This window comes from Streptococcus pseudopneumoniae (assembly GCF_001070815.1).
In the GTDB taxonomy this organism is placed as follows: domain Bacteria; phylum Bacillota; class Bacilli; order Lactobacillales; family Streptococcaceae; genus Streptococcus; species Streptococcus pseudopneumoniae_P.
In genome coordinates, this window is the sequence record NZ_JVLX01000051.1 from 26,513 (window position 1) to 44,356 (window position 17,844).

14 protein-coding genes are annotated in these 17,844 nt (G+C 40.8%); 3 read left to right on the top strand and 11 right to left on the bottom strand.

The annotated features are described in order from the left end of the window. Positions 1–69 precede the first annotated feature (69 nt). The gene (locus tag ADG81_RS06230; protein ID WP_049551225.1) at positions 70–1,023 is read right to left on the bottom strand and encodes a CPBP family intramembrane glutamic endopeptidase; all 954 of its coding nucleotides are present in this window, start codon (positions 1,021–1,023) and stop codon (positions 70–72) included. A gap of 170 nt (positions 1,024–1,193) precedes the next feature. Between ADG81_RS06230 and ADG81_RS06235 the strand changes: the two genes are divergently transcribed. From ADG81_RS06235 to zwf, 3 genes are all read left to right on the top strand, one after another. Next, positions 1,194–3,359 carry an ABC transporter substrate-binding protein/permease gene (locus ADG81_RS06235; RefSeq protein WP_000726249.1) on the top strand — a complete coding sequence of 722 codons (2,166 nt, stop codon included), beginning with the start codon at positions 1,194–1,196 and terminating at the stop codon, positions 3,357–3,359. Continuing rightward, complete coding sequence (locus ADG81_RS06240; protein ID WP_001096315.1) at positions 3,359–4,099, top strand: amino acid ABC transporter ATP-binding protein; 741 nt, start codon at positions 3,359–3,361, stop codon at positions 4,097–4,099. Before ADG81_RS06235 ends, ADG81_RS06240 begins: the two co-directional genes overlap by 1 nt. Before the next feature lie 150 nt (positions 4,100–4,249). Beyond that, entirely contained in the window at positions 4,250–5,737 is a 1,488-nt protein-coding gene (zwf, locus tag ADG81_RS06245) for a glucose-6-phosphate dehydrogenase (RefSeq protein WP_049551226.1), read from the top strand. A gap of 45 nt (positions 5,738–5,782) precedes the next feature. On the opposite strand, the gene ftsY is transcribed toward zwf, so the two are convergent. The 10 genes from ftsY to ADG81_RS10055 form a co-directional block, all read right to left on the bottom strand. Then, the gene (ftsY, locus tag ADG81_RS06250) at positions 5,783–7,051 is read right to left on the bottom strand and encodes a signal recognition particle-docking protein FtsY (protein WP_049551227.1); all 1,269 of its coding nucleotides are present in this window, start codon (positions 7,049–7,051) and stop codon (positions 5,783–5,785) included. Positions 7,052–7,054: 3 nt separating this feature from the next. Next, on the bottom strand, positions 7,055–7,873 hold the full coding sequence (locus ADG81_RS06255) for a Cof-type HAD-IIB family hydrolase (RefSeq protein ID WP_000763434.1): 819 nt from the start codon (positions 7,871–7,873) through the stop codon (positions 7,055–7,057). Beyond that, on the bottom strand, positions 7,873–8,667 hold the full coding sequence (locus ADG81_RS06260; protein WP_049551228.1) for a Cof-type HAD-IIB family hydrolase: 795 nt from the start codon (positions 8,665–8,667) through the stop codon (positions 7,873–7,875). Before ADG81_RS06260 ends, ADG81_RS06255 begins: the two co-directional genes overlap by 1 nt. Beyond that, positions 8,664–12,203 (bottom strand): chromosome segregation protein SMC, encoded by a 3,540-nt coding sequence (smc, locus tag ADG81_RS06265; RefSeq protein ID WP_049551229.1) that lies wholly within the window; start codon positions 12,201–12,203, stop codon positions 8,664–8,666. Before smc ends, ADG81_RS06260 begins: the two co-directional genes overlap by 4 nt. Then, a complete protein-coding gene (gene rnc, locus ADG81_RS06270; RefSeq protein ID WP_000661487.1) occupies positions 12,194–12,892 on the bottom strand; it encodes a ribonuclease III in 699 nt (232 codons plus the stop codon). Before rnc ends, smc begins: the two co-directional genes overlap by 10 nt. A gap of 160 nt (positions 12,893–13,052) precedes the next feature. Next, positions 13,053–13,931: a glycosyltransferase family 52 gene (locus ADG81_RS06275; RefSeq protein ID WP_049551230.1), complete on the bottom strand. Its 879-nt coding sequence runs from the start codon at positions 13,929–13,931 to the stop codon at positions 13,053–13,055. Further along, positions 13,928–14,632: a cytidylyltransferase domain-containing protein gene (locus ADG81_RS06280; protein WP_049551231.1), complete on the bottom strand. Its 705-nt coding sequence runs from the start codon at positions 14,630–14,632 to the stop codon at positions 13,928–13,930. Before ADG81_RS06280 ends, ADG81_RS06275 begins: the two co-directional genes overlap by 4 nt. Further along, a complete protein-coding gene (locus tag ADG81_RS06285; RefSeq protein ID WP_049551232.1) occupies positions 14,616–15,971 on the bottom strand; it encodes a sodium:solute symporter family transporter in 1,356 nt (451 codons plus the stop codon). Before ADG81_RS06285 ends, ADG81_RS06280 begins: the two co-directional genes overlap by 17 nt. A 1-nt stretch (position 15,972) precedes the next feature. After that, entirely contained in the window at positions 15,973–17,304 is a 1,332-nt protein-coding gene (locus ADG81_RS06290) for a glycosyltransferase (RefSeq protein ID WP_049551233.1), read from the bottom strand. A gap of 291 nt (positions 17,305–17,595) precedes the next feature. After that, positions 17,596–17,844, bottom strand: a 249-nt coding sequence (locus ADG81_RS10055; RefSeq protein ID WP_049551235.1) for an LPXTG cell wall anchor domain-containing protein, incomplete at its 5' end; no start/stop codon positions are given.

The window sequence follows — 17,844 nt, forward strand, 5'->3', positions numbered from 1 at the left end:
CTCTCTCGATGTGCTATTCCTATTTTAGCATACTTACAGCATTTTCACGAAGAAAAGGACGGACCGAAGTCACATCCTTTCATTTTCTTTCTTCAATTGATAAGCGAGATAGACAATCAGCAGTAGCAAGACTAGACTTGTCATGATAGATCCTTCGAGCCCAAAAGAGCCACCTGATAGCCAGCTCTGATCACCTTGTGGTGAAAAGGTCATCAGCGATGTTCCTGACGGTTGACCACTAACTAAAATCCCAAAGAGATTTCCTTGAGCAAAATTCCAAGCCCCATGAATACCTGCAACACCCCAAACTGTATCGGTTTTGAGCAGGTAAAGAGCCATGGCAACTCCAAATAAGAAGAGATTCACTAGAGATAGAGGTGTTAAACCAGAATTCCCCATATGAAGCAGGGTAAAGAATATGCTAGATATGACAACAGCAAGTTTTAGATTGGTTCTTGAGGCCAATTGAGGAAGGAGCCAAGCACGGGACACCACTTCTTCTGCTGTCCCCTGTAAAATCCAAAATGGGATAGTAAAGACAACAAAGGAAATGGAATAAGGATTCAAGTGAATGGACTCCAAACGATATTGCCCAAAAGCTACTAAACCTAACAAGGTCAGAAGAAAAAGTACCAGACCCAGACCAAATCCTTTCAGAAGATTGACGAGAAAATTCTCTCTATAAAATCCTAAAGTTCGAATAGGCCTTTTCTCAACTTTTCTAGTCCATCTGAATACAGTGTTGAGAACAAAACCAAAGGACAGCAATTCTAAAATTAAACGAAAGTCACTTGTTTTATCCGTCAAGCTCGCCAGCAAGTTTTGGAAGTAGCTTGCAAGATTTTGACCAGCCTCTCCAAAATTTCTAGCAAGGCCGACGAGAGCTAACAAACTAATACCATACAAAGTATATGCAACAAACTCTCCTATAAAGACAAAAGCAAAGGCTAACAAGGGGCTTGTGTAAATGTTTAAACTCATTTTTGAAGCTTGGAAGTCTTTAAATATTCTTTTATTCTTCATATCCCTGTCCTCTTTTCTTCTATATATACTATTATTATAGCACTTTTTAATAGCAATTCAAGAAAGAAAAGAAAAAACAATGTTATATTTTCTGACACAGAAATATAAAAATTTGCCTTTTTTTACTTTTTCTGATATAATGGGAAAATATTCGGAAAAGGAGACTAAAAATGAAGAAAAAATTTCTAGCATTTTTGCTAATTTTATTCCCAATTTTCTCATTAGGTATTGCGAAAGCAGAGACGATTAAGATTGTGTCTGATACCGCCTATGCACCTTTTGAGTTTAAAGATTCAGATCAAACTTATAAAGGAATTGATGTTGACATTATTAACAAAGTCGCTGAGATTAAAGGGTGGAACATTCAGATGTCCTATCCTGGGTTTGACGCAGCGGTGAATGCAGTTCAAGCGGGTCAAGCGGACGCAATTATGGCAGGGATGACAAAGACTAAAGAACGTGAAAAAGTCTTCACCATGTCTGATACTTACTATGATACAAAAGTTGTCATTGCAACTACAAAGGCACATAAGATTAGTAAATATGACCAATTAACTGGCAAAACCGTTGGTGTTAAAAACGGAACTGCTGCTCAACGTTTTCTTGAAACAATCAAAGATAAATACGGCTTCACTATTAAAACATTTGACACTAGTGATTTGATGAACAACAGCTTGAGTGCTGGTGCCATCGATGCTATGATGGATGATAAACCTGTTATCGAATATGCCATCAACCAAGGTCAAGACCTCCATATTGAAATGGATGGAGAAGCTGTAGGTAGCTTTGCTTTCGGTGTGAAAAAAGGTAGCAAATACGAGCACCTAGTCACTGAATTTAACCAAGCCTTGGCTGAAATGAAAAAAGATGGTAGTCTTGATAAAATCATCAAGAAATGGACTGCTTCATCATCTTCAGCAGTGCCAACTACAACTACTCTAGCAGGATTAAAAGCCATTCCTGTTAAGGCTAAATACATCATTGCCAGCGATTCTTCTTTTGCACCTTTTGTTTTCCAAAATTCAAGCAACCAATTTACTGGTATTGATATGGAATTGATTAAGGCAATCGCTAAAGACCAAGGTTTTGAAATTGAAATCACCAACCCAGGTTTCGATGCAGCGATTAGTGCTGTACAAGCTGGTCAAGCTGATGGTATCATTGCTGGTATGTCTGTCACAGATGCTCGTAAGGCAACTTTTGACTTCTCAGAATCATACTACACTGCTAATACAATCCTTGGTGTCAAAGAATCAAGCACCATTGCTTCTTATGAAGATTTAAAAGGAAAGACAGTTGGTGTTAAAAACGGAACTGCTTCTCAAACCTTCCTAACAGAAAATCAAAGCAAATACGGCTACAAAATCAAAACCTTCGCTGATGGTTCGTCAATGTATGACAGTTTAAACACTGGTGCCATTGATGCCGTTATGGATGATGAACCTGTTCTCAAATATTCTATCAGCCAAGGACAAAAATTGAAAACTCCAATCGCTGGAACTCCAATCGGTGAAACAGCCTTTGCCGTTAAAAAAGGAGCAAATCCAGAATTGATTGAAATGTTCAACAACGGACTTGCAAACCTTAAAGCAAACGGAGAATTCCAAAAGATTCTTGATAAATACCTAGCTAGCGAATCTTCATCTGCATCAACAAGTACTGTTGATGAGACAACTATCTGGGGCTTGCTTCAAAACAACTACAAACAACTCCTTAGCGGTCTTGGTATCACTCTTGCTCTAGCTCTTATCTCATTTGCTATTGCTATTGTTATCGGGATTATCTTTGGTATGTTTAGCGTTAGCCCCTACAAATCTCTTCGTGTGATCTCTGAGATTTTCGTTGACGTTATCCGTGGTATTCCATTGATGATTCTTGCAGCCTTTATCTTCTGGGGAATTCCAAACTTCATCGAGTCTATCACAGGCCAACAAAGTCCAATTAACGACTTCGTAGCTGGTACTATCGCCCTCTCACTCAATGCAGCGGCTTATATCGCTGAAATCGTTCGTGGTGGTATTCAGGCTGTTCCGGTTGGTCAAATGGAAGCCAGCCGAAGCTTGGGTATTTCTTATGGAAAAACCATGCGTAAGATTATCTTGCCACAAGCAACTAAATTGATGTTGCCAAACTTTGTTAACCAATTCGTTATCGCTCTTAAAGATACAACTATCGTATCTGCTATCGGTTTGGTGGAACTCTTCCAAACTGGTAAGATTATCATTGCCCGTAACTACCAAAGTTTCAAGATGTATGCAATCCTTGCTATCTTCTATCTTGTAATTATCACACTTTTGACTAGACTAGCGAAACGCTTAGAAAAGAGGATTCGTTAATGGCAAAACTAAAAATTGATGTAAATGATTTACACAAACACTATGGAAAAAATGAAGTTTTAAAAGGAATTACGACTAAGTTCTATGAAGGAGATGTCGTTTGTATCATTGGTCCTTCAGGTTCTGGTAAGTCAACTTTCCTCCGTAGCCTTAATCTTTTAGAAGAAGTTACGAGTGGTCACATCACTGTGAACGGTTATGACTTAACTGAAAAAACAACCAACGTTGACCACGTCCGTGAAAATATCGGAATGGTTTTCCAACACTTCAACCTCTTCCCACATATGTCTGTTTTGGACAACATTACTTTTGCTCCAATTGAGCACAAGTTGATGACTAAGGAAGAAGCTGAGAAATTGGGAATGGAGTTGCTTGACAAGGTTGGGCTAGCAGATAAAGCTAATGCTAACCCAGATAGCCTATCAGGTGGTCAAAAACAACGTGTGGCCATCGCTCGTGGACTAGCAATGAATCCAGACATCATGCTCTTTGATGAACCAACTTCTGCCCTTGACCCTGAGATGGTTGGAGACGTACTAAACGTTATGAAGGAATTGGCTGAGCAAGGTATGACCATGATTATCGTAACCCATGAGATGGGATTTGCCCGTCAAGTTGCTAACCGAGTTATCTTTACTGCAGATGGCGAATTCCTTGAAGACGGAACACCTGATCAAATCTTTGATAACCCGCAACACCCACGTCTGAAAGAGTTCTTGGACAAGGTCTTAAACGTTTAAACGCAAACTGTAAGGATTTCCTTGCAGTTTTTTTCTATCTCGTATTGGATTTTTTGATTTTTAGGAAAATTATGTTAGAATTAAGTTTATGAAATGAGGTTTCCTCATACCTAGCAAGACTAGGAATAAAAATAGAAATTAGGTAGCTATATGTCATCTAAGGTTATTGTTACAATTTTCGGTGCGAGTGGAGACCTGGCTAAACGCAAGCTCTACCCTTCCCTATTTAGACTATATAAATCCGGCAATCTTTCCGAACACTTTGCCGTTATTGGAACTGCCCGTCGTCCTTGGAGCAAGGAATATTTTGAATCTGTTGTAGTCGAATCTATCCTTGATTTGGCAGATAGTACCGAACAGGCTCAGGAATTCGCTAGTCACTTCTACTATCAAAGCCATGATGTCAATGATACAGAACACTACATTGCTCTACGTCAATTGCAGGCTGAACTAAATGACAAGTACCAAGCTGAACACAACAAGCTCTTCTTCTTGTCTATGGCGCCTCAATTCTTTGGAACCATTGCAAAGCACCTCAAGTCTGAAAACATTGTAGACGGTAAAGGTTTTGAGCGCCTAATCGTTGAAAAACCATTTGGTACAGATTATGCAACAGCAAGCAAGTTAAATGACGAACTCCTAGCAACATTTGACGAAGAACAAATTTTCCGTATTGACCATTATCTTGGTAAGGAAATGATCCAAAGCATTTTTGCAGTTCGCTTTGCAAACTTGATTTTTGAAAATGTTTGGAACAAGGACTTTATCGATAATGTTCAAATTACCTTTGCGGAGCGCTTGGGTGTAGAAGAACGTGGGGGATACTATGACCAATCTGGTGCCCTCCGTGACATGGTACAAAACCATACACTCCAACTTCTTTCTCTTCTTGCTATGGACAAGCCAGCCAGCTTCACAAAGGACGAGATTCGTGCTGAAAAGATTAAGGTCTTTAAAAACCTCTATCATCCAACTGATGAAGAACTTAAAGAACATTTTATCCGTGGTCAATACCGTTCTGGTAAGATTGATGGCATGAAATATATCTCTTATCGTAGCGAGCCAAATGTGAATCCAGAATCTACAACTGAAACCTTTGCATCTGGTGCCTTCTTTGTAGACAGCGATCGATTCCGTGGCGTTCCTTTCTTCTTCCGTACTGGTAAACGACTGACTGAAAAAGGAACTCATGTCAACATCGTCTTTAAACAAATGGATTCTATCTTTGGTGAGCCACTTGCTCCAAACATTTTGACCATCTATATCCAACCAACAGAAGGCTTCTCTCTTAGCCTAAATGGGAAGCAAGTAGGAGAAGAATTTAACTTAGCTCCTAACTCACTTGATTACCGTACAGATGCGACAGCAACCGGTGCTTCTCCAGAACCATACGAGAAATTGATTTATGATGTCCTAAATAACAACTCAACTAACTTTAGCCACTGGGATGAAGTTGGTGCATCATGGAAATTGATTGACCGTATCGAAGAGCTCTGGGCTCAAAATGGTGCCCCACTTCATGACTATAAAGCTGGAAGCATGGGACCTCAAGCAAGCTTTGACTTACTTGAAAAATTCGGTGCCAAATGGACTTGGCAACCAGATATCGCCTATCGTCAAGATGGTCGTTTAGAATAAAAAAATTTCCTGCAAGTTTGTACCTTGCAGGATTTTTGCTTCTGATTAGATTAAGCCTTCTAAGAGACCCTTCATAAAGTTTTCTGAGTTAAACTCTCCAATATCATCGATTTTTTCACCAAAACCAATCAATTTTACAGGAATATTGAGTTCTTCTCGGATAGCTAGAACTACACCACCTCGTGCTGTTCCGTCAATCTTAGTCAAGACAATTCCTGTTAAAGGAGTGATTTTCGAAAATTCTTTGGCCTGTACCAGGGCATTTTGACCTGTTGATGCATCAAGTGCTAAGAAGGTTTCATGGGGTGCTTCTGGCACAACACGTTTGATAATACGACCAATCTTTTCCAACTCAGCCATGAGGTTGTCCTTGTTTTGCAGACGACCAGCGGTGTCAATCATGAGAATATCGATACCTTCAGATACGGCACGTTCCATTCCATCAAAGACTACACTGGCTGGGTCAGCTTTTTCAGGTCCAGTCACAACTGGAACGTCCACACGACGACCCCATTCAGCTAGCTGGGCTACTGCCCCCGCGCGGAAGGTATCTGCTGCAACCAGCATGACCTTCTTACCTGCTTGTTTGTAGCGGTGGGCTAATTTTCCGATAGAAGTGGTTTTCCCAACACCATTGACCCCAACAAAGAGCATGACTGTCAAGCCATCTTGGAAGTGGATTCTTTCATCGTAGTTGCCATCCTTTTCATAAAGCTCAACCAATTTCTCAATGATGACACGGCGTAGTGCGTCGGGTTTCTTGGCGTTTTCAAGCTTGGCTTCGTAACGTAGCTCCTCCGTTAAGTTAGAAGCGACCTGGACACCAACGTCACTCATAATCAGCAGTTCTTCCAGTTCCTCGAAAAATTCTTCGTCAACAGAGCGGAAGTTAGCAAAGAAGGCATTCAAGCGAGCACCAAATCCTGTACGAGTTTTCTTCAGACTGCGGTCATATTTTTCCTGAACAGTTTCTTCTACCTGAGGCCTTTCTGCTTCAAGAACTCCAGAACTATTTTCTTCTACAGCTTCTATGAACTCAGGATTTTCTTCCTCTGAGACTTCTTCTGAGTTTGGAAATTCTTCGACTTCTTCTTGAGAAACTTCTACAGCTGGCTCTGAATCCATACTTTCTTCAACTGTGTCTTGGATTTTCTCTTCTTCAAGCACAGCTTCTTCAGCAATTTCTGCTTCTTCTTGAGAAACTTCCTCAGCTTCTGTATCTTCAGACAAATCAAGATTTTCCAGAGCTTCTTTTACAACTTCTTCGATTTTAGGTTCTTCTTTTTTTCCGAATAGACGGTCAAATAATCCCATATCTTAATTCTCCTTTAGCACATATTCTTCGATAGCCCAGGCGACAGCTTCCTCATCGTTGGTCATAGGAGTTACCACATTTGCGACTTCCTTGACTTCAGGAACAGCGTTTTGCATGGCAACACCGAGTCCTGCCCACTCAATCATAGAAAGGTCATTGGCCTCATCACCACAGGCCATGACTTGGCTTTGGTCGATTCCAAGATGGCTGATTAGTTTAGCCAAACCTGTTGCTTTATGAACATTCTTTGGTGACCACTCTAGCAACATTTCACGTGATTTAAAGATTTCATATTGGTCAAACAATTCTGGAGAAATCTTCTGAATGGCTGCATCCAAGGGTTCTTGAGCAAAGGCAGTCACGCATTTATTGTAGGTCATCTGACTAGACAAGTCTGCAAAGTCCACTGGAACAAAGGTCAATGCTGGATTAAATTTGGCATAAAGACTTTCTTGGTCCGATTGGATTTGATAAACAGTTCCTTCTGAAATGGCATCAAGAGGCAGTGATAATTTCTCTGTTTCCTCATACAAGCGTGCCACATCATCATATGAAAAAACTGTCTTATCAAGGATTTCACCTGTATTTTTCTGAACCAAACCACCATTAAAAGTAATGGTATACTCATCTTCGTGACCGTCAGTCCCTAGCTCATGGAGAAAGAAATCCATAGCTTTTAAGGGACGACCAGTTGTCAATACGACCTTGATACCACGATCACGCGCAGCTTTCAAGGTTGCCTTGGTACGATCCGTCAACCTTTTATCAGTAGTCAGCAAGGTCCCGTCTAAGTCCAATGCAATCAATTTTATATCTGCCATTATAAGCCCTCCATATAAGCTATAACCGACTGGTCCTTATGGTGACCAATCACAGTCTCTGCTAATTCTAAAATTTCTGGTCGTGCATTTTCAGGAGCTACAGGATGTCCCACAACCTGCATCATATGCAAGTCATTTAGATTGTCTCCAAAAGCCATAACCTGATCCATTGTGATGCTAAGTTTTTTAGCCAATTCAACAATGGCCACTCCCTTATCGACATAGTCCAGAACAATATCAATGGATTCAAAGCCAGTTGTCATGGCCTTAACACCAGGGACATTTTCGTTTACCCAAGCTTCCCCAGCTTCTAGCGTTTCTTCTGTGAAGTTGGTTGTAAATTTGAAAATGTCATCTTTAATATCTTCCAGACTCGCTACTTTTTGTATATTTTCATTATAGTGCTGACTCACTTTTAAATAGGTCTCATCAACCGTATCTAGCACATAAGAGCCCTTTTTCCCCGTCAAGAGCAATTTATTGATATCTACATAAGGTGACGTTTTCAGCTTTTCAAAAGTTGATAGATAAAACTCACGAGACATGGTCGCTTCATACAAGTCTTGACCTTGATACTCTACCAAACTGCCATTTTCCGCGATAAAAATGATGTCATCACGAACATCAGCAAATAATTTTTCTAAGGATAGAAATCCGCGCCCCGAAGCCACCGCAAAGTAAATCCCTTTTTCCTTGTAGGAAACCAAGAGAGACTTGAGACGGTCCATATCAAAGCGTCCATTCTCATCTAGGAAGGTTCCGTCCATATCTGTTGCTACTAGTTTAATTGTCATCCTTCAATACTTTCTAAATCTTTTAACTTCACCGAAACAATTTTTGAGACACCTGATTCTTGCATAGTCACTCCATAGATAGAATCAGCCGCTGCCATGGTTCCCTTACGGTGGGTCACAACGATAAACTGGCTGTCCTTGTCAAATCGATTGAGGTAATCCCCAAAACGTTTAACATTAGCTTCGTCAAGTGCAGCCTCTACCTCATCCAAGATGACAAATGGGATAGTCTTAACTCGAATGATAGAGAAAAGCAAAGCTAGAGCCGACAAGGCTTTTTCCCCACCACTCATAAGGTTTAGAGACTGGATTTTCTTGCCTGGAGGTTGAACAGAAATCTCAACCCCAGCTGTCAGCAAGTCTCCTTCAGTCAAAATCAGGTCTGCTTGACCCCCACCAAACATCTGCTTAAAGGTCACTTTGAAAGACTCACGAATGGCTTCAAAGGTTGATTTAAAGCGTTCCTTGACCTCATCATTCATCTCTGTGATGGTTTCAAGCAGCAAGTTTTTCGCCGACAAAATGTCATCTCGCTGGCTATTTAGGAAATCCAGACGATTGTGAACTTCTTCGTACTGGTCAATAGCTTCCAAGTTGACCGGACCCAGTGAACGAATAGCCTTCTCTAAATCCTTAACTTCCTCCTCTGCCAGATTGAGATTTTCAAGTTCATGAGCCTTTTCTAGTGCTTCAGTATAGCTAATCTGATACTGATCTGTTAATTGGCTTTGTAAATGGCGTAAGCGCTCGCTAACCTTTTCTTTCTTAGCTTCAGCACGTGTTTGCTTGCGAATCCACTCCTCATTATGTTGGCGAGCTTGGTCCAAATGACTAGCAATATCATCCAGTTTACCTTCAATATCATCCAATTCAAACTGCTTGCGAATTAAACCTTGTTGGAGGTTTGTTTTCTGAGTTTTGGCTTCTTCGGCCTGTTGACTGAGCAAATCCGTATCAACTTTCTCAAGATTGTCAACCTTTTCTTGAAGAAGGCGCTGGATTTCCTCTTGCTCGATATTCAGATTATCCAATTCCTTGCCTAAACGTTCAATATCAGCAACTTCGTAACGTTTTTGCCCTTGCAGTTCTGTCTTAAGCAAGCGAGCTTGCGCTACCTGTTCTTGCAAGTTCTGATAACGTTCTTGGATGGCATTTTTGTTAGACTTAATCTCTTCAATCTCAGCTTCCAGATTTTGCTTGTCACTGGCGATTGTAGTAAGGCGCTCTTGGCATTTTTCCTTATCCTCTTGCCAATCTCCCTCAGAAAGACGATCTAATTCCTCTTCTTGGAGTTTCCAAAGAGTTTCTAGCTCTTCAACTTGCTGACTGGTCTGCTGATAAGCGAGGGACAAGCCTTGCTCCTGAATACGAGCTTGTTCTCCTTGAGATTTGATTGCTTCTAATGATTCGGTCAATCTAGCCATCTGGTCTTGCAAGGTCTTCATACTCGACTCTTCTGAACGCAAGCTTGCTTCTTCTTCAGCAATTTCTTTTTGTAATTGCTCCAGTTCTGGCTTGATGAAAATGCTGTTATTCTGGCGATTAGCTCCACCTGCATAGGAACCACCTGTACGCAACTCTGTCCCATCCAATGTCACCATACGAACCTGATAACGAACCTGGCGAGCTGCTGCACGCGCATGTTCTACAGTATCAAAAATAGCAGTCGTAGCTAGCAAGTTCTTGAAAATGGCTTCCAGTCTCTGATCAAAGGTCACTAGCTCATCTGCCATACCCAGAAATCCTAGACTTGCAGAGATAGCATCTTGGTTCTGATTAGAAATCGTACGAGCCTTGATAGTCGTCAATGGAAGAAAGGTCGCACGACCAGCTCTGTTACGTTTTAGGAAATCAATCGCCTTAGTCGCCGCGTTCTCATCTTCCACAATAATATGCTGACTGCTGGCTCCAAGCGCAATTTCTAGGGCAGTTTGATAATGCACATCAAAAGTCAGGTGCTCACTGACTGCACCAATAATCCCACCAAGGTGATTTTTTTCTTGGAGAACACTCTTAACACCTGCATAAAAGTTACTATGATTTCTCAGGATATTTTCCAAACTCTGAGCTCTGGCCTGCTTGTTTTTGAGATTATCCAGACGGTCAAAGAGTTGGCTTTGTTGAGCTTGATAGGAAGTTTTCTGTTCCTCTTGCTCCTTGGCACAGACTTGATAGTCAGCCAATAATTTCTGAACATGCTCCTTGGCAGTTTCAAGCTCATTCCTTTGCTGGCTTGCCTTTTCTTTAGCTGTAACCAGCTGTTCTTTCAGCTTTTCTAATTCATCTGCTTGTTTTTGAGAAAGCTGACGACTATTTTCCAACTCATTCTCGATGCGAGTCAGTTGGTTTGAGACATCAGCTTCTTCTTGTAGAAGAGCTACAAAGCGTTCACGTAAGAGCTCAATCATCTGATCAGGATCATCTGAAAAAGCTAGCAATTCAGCTTCTAAACGATTGAGTTTTTGATTATTTTGGACTAGATTTTCCTCTAACAGAGTTAATGAGCTTTCTTTATCAGATTTTTCTTGGCTGAGTAAATTTCTCTTATCCTCCAAAGCAGCCAAACGAGCTTGTGCTTCCTGTTGATTGAGGGCTACTTGCTCAGATTCTAATTTCGATAGGGCTAATTTTCTCTCTAAATCACTAATCAGACTGGTCAAGTCCATCAAACTGCCCTGATCTTTGGCCATTTCAGCCTGTAAATCTTGGCGTTGCTTTTTAAGAGTATGATTTTCTTCCTCTAATTTTTCACGCTTTTGGTAATAACTAGTCAATAGTTCCTGAACCTGTGCCAACTCTTCTTCTGTCGACTCTAGTTCAGCTTTATTATCCTTGATTTGAGCAACAAGGACATCCAAGTAAATAGCCTTGCGTTGACCTTCCAAATCTAAAAACTTACGAGCATTTTCAGCTTGCTTCTCAAGAGGCTTGATTTGATTATCCAACTCGTAGATAATGTCCTCTAAGCGGTCTAGATTATCCTGAGTTTGCTGCAGTTTACTCTCAGTTTCTTTTCGACGAGTCTTGTATTTCAAAACTCCAGCAGCCTCTTCAAAAATAGCTCTGCGTTCTTCAGGCTTGGAATTAAAAATCTCCTCAACCTTCCCTTGAGAAATAATAGAGAAGGAATCTCGTCCCAAACCTGTATCCAAGAAAAGGTCATGAATATCACGCAGACGGACTTTCTTGCCGTCAATCTTGTATTCGCTATCACCACTACGATAGATATGGCGTTCTACCCTGATTTCTTGACCTGCGTCCTTGATAAATCCATCATTATTATCTAAGGTCACAACTACAGAAGCATAATTGAGCGGTTTACGACTCTCTGTTCCGGCAAAGATGACATCTGGCATCTTGCCCCCACGGAGACTCTTAACACTTGACTCCCCCAAGGCCCAACGAAGACTTTCTGTAATATTGGACTTTCCAGAACCATTGGGTCCAACAACTGCCGTCACACCTTGGTCAAAGACGACCTTGGTCTTGTCAGCAAAAGACTTGAATCCCTGAATTTCGATTTCCTTTAAATACATGAATCCAGCCCTTTCTCAACGGCATTTTTGGCAGCTTCCTGCTCTGCTAATTTCTTAGAACGACCTTGACCTTGACCAATACTCTTACCTTCAACTAGAACTTCTACATCAAAGACCTTATCGTGGGCAGGACCCGTTTCAGAAATCACCTGATAACGAATAGCCACATCGCCATTGACCTGAAGTAACTCTTGGAGATGGGTTTTGTAGTCTGTAATCATCTCAAATTCGCCTGCTTCAACCTTAGGAATCATGACTTGATAGATAAATTCCTTGACCTTGGCCACATCCTTGTCCAAAAGGAGAGCACCAAGAAAGGCTTCGAAGGCATCACCAAGAATGGTGTCACGATTGCGACCACCAGATTTTTCTTCTCCTTTACCAAGTTTTATAAATTGGTCAAACTGGCAATCACGCGCAAAACCAGCCAAACTCTCCTCTCGGACAATCATGGCACGGAGTTTAGACAAGTCACCCTCAGGCTTTTTAGGATATTTTTTATACAGATATTCTGAAATCAATAACTGTAGAACAGCGTCTCCTAAAAATTCCAAGCGTTCATTGTGTGAAATTTTTAAGAGGCGGTGCTCATTGGCATAACTTGTATGAGTAAAGGCAGTTTCCAATAAGTTTTTGTCTGCAAATTCGATTGCAAAATGATTCTTTAGTACAGTTTGTAATTCTTTCATACCAACCTCTTTCTAACTGATAACAGTCCTTTTTATTATATCAAAAAAAGCCCCCTGAGTCACTTTAAAACGGGAGAAAACAAGAGACTAAAGGGAACTTATCGACTACTATTAAAATGGAAAAATATTAGAATAACGGGTAAAAGTTATTTACTTTAAGCTACCAGCCAAGGGAAATCGTTTCAAACTGACAACCTAAGCGTCGCAATTCTTTTTGACGATCCTCATAGTAGGGGAGGGAAATGCCTGTGATGGTCACATGGGGCAGGTCTTTCAAATGGAGGCTGACAGACGAGGTGAAGTGATAGACCTGAACGAACTCGTATTCTTGAAAGAGTTGGGCTAGGACATCTTCAAAGATCAGCTCCGTCTCCAAGTAAGTCACGTTTGGAATAGTGAAGGTTTCCTTTGGATGAGGCAGATAGAGATCAATTGCCAAAGCCTTGGCATAGGTACTGATAAAACGGATGGAGATCTGATCGTCCTCTTCAGAGAACTTTTGCCCCAACAGGACCTTGACCGTCTTACCATTTGAGACGGGTGCTTGTGGCAGGTCAAAAAAATGCTCCAGATAAACAAGCTTTTCTCTAGCTACGACATGGTAGTCACTGCGATAGAGGGTATAGTGCTTTTCCGTCCGCTCAATCAAGTCATCTCTGGTCAAGCCCAAAGGTCCCACCTGAATAGGTTGAAGAGGGAGGGCATACATTCCCAAAGGGTAAATATCCGCATAGCCATCATCAAAACTCATGAGGTGCTGGTAATTTGAACTAGCAACCAAGTCCAGAATCAAGCTATTGTCAAAACTAGCATAAAAGATGGTGTCATAGTCGCCGGCAAGCTCCTGACAAATCTGAGCCAAGTCCTCTGCATCCTGAGGATAGTGAACATGGTCAAAATTCTTAGCATAATGCTCCTGACGAGCATTTTTTACAGGACTGACATAAAGGCTAACAAAGTCCTGATCAGGATAGAATCCTTTGATATGCTGTGCAATCTTGGCCTGCAAGGGCGTTGTGGCAATGATGAGGTGTTTCATTTCTTTGATTCTCCTAGGTAGTGATGGTGTAGTAAGGTCTCAACGACTTCAAAGTCCAATGCATCGTCGATATCATAAGAATAGAGTTTGGGCATTTCATAGGCTACTGTCTTGTCTGTATAAAAGGTCTCATCTCGTAGGTAACGATCCTTGCGAGAAATCCAGATACTACCGTTGGGATAGTAATAGACGGGCTCTTTTTGCCGAGCATAGTGCTTGGAAACCTGAGGCGGACGGATAAAAGGCGACTCCTCCAACTGCAAGAAAAGACTACGACTCTTGTCCGCCTTGACACAGGAAATCAAATGGTCTGCTCCAGACTGACAGTAGAGTTGATAGGACTCGACGAGGTGCTCCACCTCTCTCAGGGGTGAGGTCACCTGTAGATTCACAAAGACCTGCTCTTCCTCAAAGGGCTGTAAAAAGTCTCGTAAAGTTTCTAAGCTAGACGTTGTTGCCAAAGCCAATTCTTTTGGTCTGTGGACACAACGAATCTCTGGATAGGCTTGACGACAGAGTTCTAAATAGGCTAGTGAATCTGAGGAGACCCAGATGTCACTAAATAGCTTGGAGGCTAGAGCGACTTCTATAGTATAGAAAACCAAGGGTTTGCCTGCTAGCGGTTTGATATTTTTATCCACTAAGCCGCGTGAACCCGAACGGATCAAAATGACGGCTATGGGGTTAGATGTTGCTTTCATATAGTCTTCCTAGAATTGAGATAAAAAGGGCAGATAGGGTAGTGATGATGCTATTTAACCAGGGATTGGGGTTGGCAAAAAAGCCACTGTAATGATAGATAACCAAGGCTCCTAGACTAGAGACCAGATAGATTTTGGCTAACTGTAAGTTCGGTCTTCTGAGGAGTAAGACCAAGAGATACAAACCACCAATCACACCTAAAGTCAGACCCATAAAGCCGTTAATCCATTCGTAGATGGAGTAGATTTCTGCATTCATGAGCAAGAGGCAGAGGAGCCAGGACAGACCTGCTAAGACAAAGGATAGGAGGCTTGGCGACCAGCGAATCTTTGACCAAGCAAAATCCAACTTCAAACAGGTCGCGATTGCATTCATACTGGATGAAACTGTGGATTGGCCTGCTGCCAAAAGAGCCAGCATGATGAAACTACCAAACCAAGGCACCAGACCTTCCCTAGCATAAGCAATAAGAACGGGATTGGTCGATGTGGTGGCAAAATTTTCCTGACGAATCAAGCAGCCAATCATATAGAGTAAACTAGCAATCCCAAAGGACAAGAGTCCCTGTAGCCATATGATTTTTCCAATTTTTCGACTTTCCATCTTGCTATTAAAACGTTGGACGATATCTTGCGAAGAAACGTAGGAAAACAAGCTACTAAAACCTGCTCCTGCAACTAAGATAAAGACCGTCTTCCCATCCAGCGTCTCTACGAAGTGAAATAGCTGTTGACTACTGTTCATGACAAGACCTGATTGGGCAATTCTTGGTAGAAAGAGGGCCAGTATAGCCAGTAGGACCAATCCTTGAAAAAAATCCGTCCACAGCACAGCCAAGAGACCACCCCTTGCCAGATAATAGACCGTCAAAAGAAGGAGTAAACCTGACAAGACCAGCTGATTGATAGGGATAAAAGGCTCTAAGGCCTGAGACAACAAGTAGGTCACCACTGCTATTCGCCCCAATTGGTAGAGGATGAAAAGAGCTGATGCCAGTGAACGAATGCCAGTCGATTGAAACTTGTCCTCTAAAAGATGATAGGCTGTCTCGTAGTTTCTCTTTTGATAGAGGGGCAGAAAATAGCAATGAGCCAATGGAATAGCTAGAAAAATCCCGCACTGAGCAAACCAGAGATAGGACCTACCTGTATAGGCATTCCCCACCAGAGTCAGCAAGGAAATAGGGCTGAGCAAGGTCGCAAAGACTGAGAAGGACAAAACTGTCACTGGAACAGCTTTCTTAACCTGATAATAGTCCTTTTCACTCCCTTTTTTCCGATAGGCAATCCAGGAAATCAAGCAGAAATAGAGCAATAGGGTAACTAGAATTCCCAACATCCTAAAAGTTCCTATCTAGTAGTTCGCGATAGCTTTGGGCCACTGTCCCTAGTGAATAGTGAGCCGCTAGGGCGATATTTTCTGCATTTGACTGGCGATAGCCCGTCTGCTCCATCTCTTCTATCTTTTGGATCAACTCTGATTTAGTTTTAAACAAGTTGATGGCATTAGACTGGCCAGCATAAAAACGATGAGCAATATCAACATCTGATAGCAAGGCTAGTAAACCATGGCTCAAAGCTTCTACACAGGCATTTGAAAATAACTCAGTATAACTAGCAGACAGATAGCATTGGTGCAGATGATAAGGCACTTCGTTAACGATACCTTTTAATTGAATTATTGGTGGAAGGTTATACTGATTCCGAAGTTGCTGTAATCTTTTTTCCGATCCACCATAAAAGGTAATATGAACATTTGAGCCGCGTTTATACAATTCCGTAAAAACTTCAATAACCAGATCAATATTCTTTATTTCCTCCATATGCCCTACTAAACAATAGTCTAAAATAGGACCAATATCTTTAACTTCCCCTTTCTTTTCTGTAAAAATGGGAGCTAAAAATCTCGCGTTATAATCTAGTTGACGCAATGATTCTGTTAGCGATTCACTTGCAACTAGATAGTTATTCTTTTTCCTTAAATTAGCATGTGATATATTCATTAAAACATTTGAATGAATCACTTCATAGTAATTCTTACCAGTGTTTTCCATATATCTCCATAGACTAGGCTTTGGTATACTTTGTTGATCGCGAATAATTAAGTCTGTATCCTGAGCTATATCAACCAAAAATTTGATAAGTAAATCTTCTTCAGAGTAAATAACTCCATCTTTTCGAAAAATATATTCAGGATAAAATAAAGAAACAGGAGAAGGTTCTATGAATGGGTCTATGAAACGTCCCTCGAGCGCTAAGTCTCCGTTTTTATGAAACCACTGTAACTCTTTTTTCTTAAAACTCTCAAACAGAAATGGACCACTTGTATAATAGTAACGACCTGAGCCATCTCCTAACGTAAGAGAAGAGACAAAACCATCTGCAGTGAGTTCAAGCGTATCACTATCTGATAAATTGAGAGTTTCAGGCTTAACCGATAAGGAATCATGCCCTATATCGGAAAAACTATGAGGAACACAGATTAATTCCTTTTCTAAAAATCCAAGTTTTTTTAAATCAGCTTTCCAGTCAGGTCTAACTTGAGGATTTGTCAGAAGATGGAGATAATCTATTCCTAGATATCTTGCTATACGTGCTCGATAAAACTGAGTAGTTTCAAAACCATATCTCTGTATTTCTGTAAAAGAATGAAGCGTAATAATTCTTGACATATTTCTCTCCCCTATTTTCATTTGACAAAAGTGAAAAATCTCCCCTCACAAAAGGGAGAAAAGATTTTTCATCTCTTAAAATTGAAGTTCTGATAGAGTTACTTTAAAATAATAATTTTCTATCAGTATCATCAAATCTCGATATAAAATAATTTCTTATAAAAATTCCAAATATAGTAGTATAGAATATTTTATTTAGAAGCTATTAAAAATCAAATCATGCTCAATAATCTATTTGAAAATAATTAAATAGATGCCCTGAATGATTACATAGATAACATAACATTGAGATTATTCTGATTCTTCTTTTTTCTTAAATAACCCTAATGCCAATCCTGTTACCATAGCTAGTAATCCCATAGTTGATCCATTAGTATCTTTTTCTGTACCAGTATTTGGTAGTTTTTCTTCTGATGTCTTTGATTCTGGCTGGATACTATTTGAATTTTCTGGTTTTGGTTCTGGCTTAGGCTCTGGTTTAGGCTCTGGCTTAGGCTCTGGTTTAGGCTCTGGTTTTGGTTCTGGCTTAGGCTCTGGTTT

Coding starts and splice junctions, on each gene's coding strand:
- ADG81_RS06230 (WP_049551225.1), bottom strand. CDS start 1,023: ATGAAGAATAAAAGAATATTTAAAGACTTCCAAGCTTCAAAAATGAGT.
- ADG81_RS06235 (WP_000726249.1), top strand. CDS start 1,194: ATGAAGAAAAAATTTCTAGCATTTTTGCTAATTTTATTCCCAATTTTC.
- ADG81_RS06240 (WP_001096315.1), top strand. CDS start 3,359: ATGGCAAAACTAAAAATTGATGTAAATGATTTACACAAACACTATGGA.
- zwf (WP_049551226.1), top strand. CDS start 4,250: ATGTCATCTAAGGTTATTGTTACAATTTTCGGTGCGAGTGGAGACCTG.
- ftsY (WP_049551227.1), bottom strand. CDS start 7,051: ATGGGATTATTTGACCGTCTATTCGGAAAAAAAGAAGAACCTAAAATC.
- ADG81_RS06255 (WP_000763434.1), bottom strand. CDS start 7,873: ATGGCAGATATAAAATTGATTGCATTGGACTTAGACGGGACCTTGCTG.
- ADG81_RS06260 (WP_049551228.1), bottom strand. CDS start 8,667: ATGACAATTAAACTAGTAGCAACAGATATGGACGGAACCTTCCTAGAT.
- smc (WP_049551229.1), bottom strand. CDS start 12,203: ATGTATTTAAAGGAAATCGAAATTCAGGGATTCAAGTCTTTTGCTGAC.
- rnc (WP_000661487.1), bottom strand. CDS start 12,892: ATGAAAGAATTACAAACTGTACTAAAGAATCATTTTGCAATCGAATTT.
- ADG81_RS06275 (WP_049551230.1), bottom strand. CDS start 13,931: ATGAAACACCTCATCATTGCCACAACGCCCTTGCAGGCCAAGATTGCA.
- ADG81_RS06280 (WP_049551231.1), bottom strand. CDS start 14,632: ATGAAAGCAACATCTAACCCCATAGCCGTCATTTTGATCCGTTCGGGT.
- ADG81_RS06285 (WP_049551232.1), bottom strand. CDS start 15,971: ATGTTGGGAATTCTAGTTACCCTATTGCTCTATTTCTGCTTGATTTCC.
- ADG81_RS06290 (WP_049551233.1), bottom strand. CDS start 17,304: ATGTCAAGAATTATTACGCTTCATTCTTTTACAGAAATACAGAGATAT.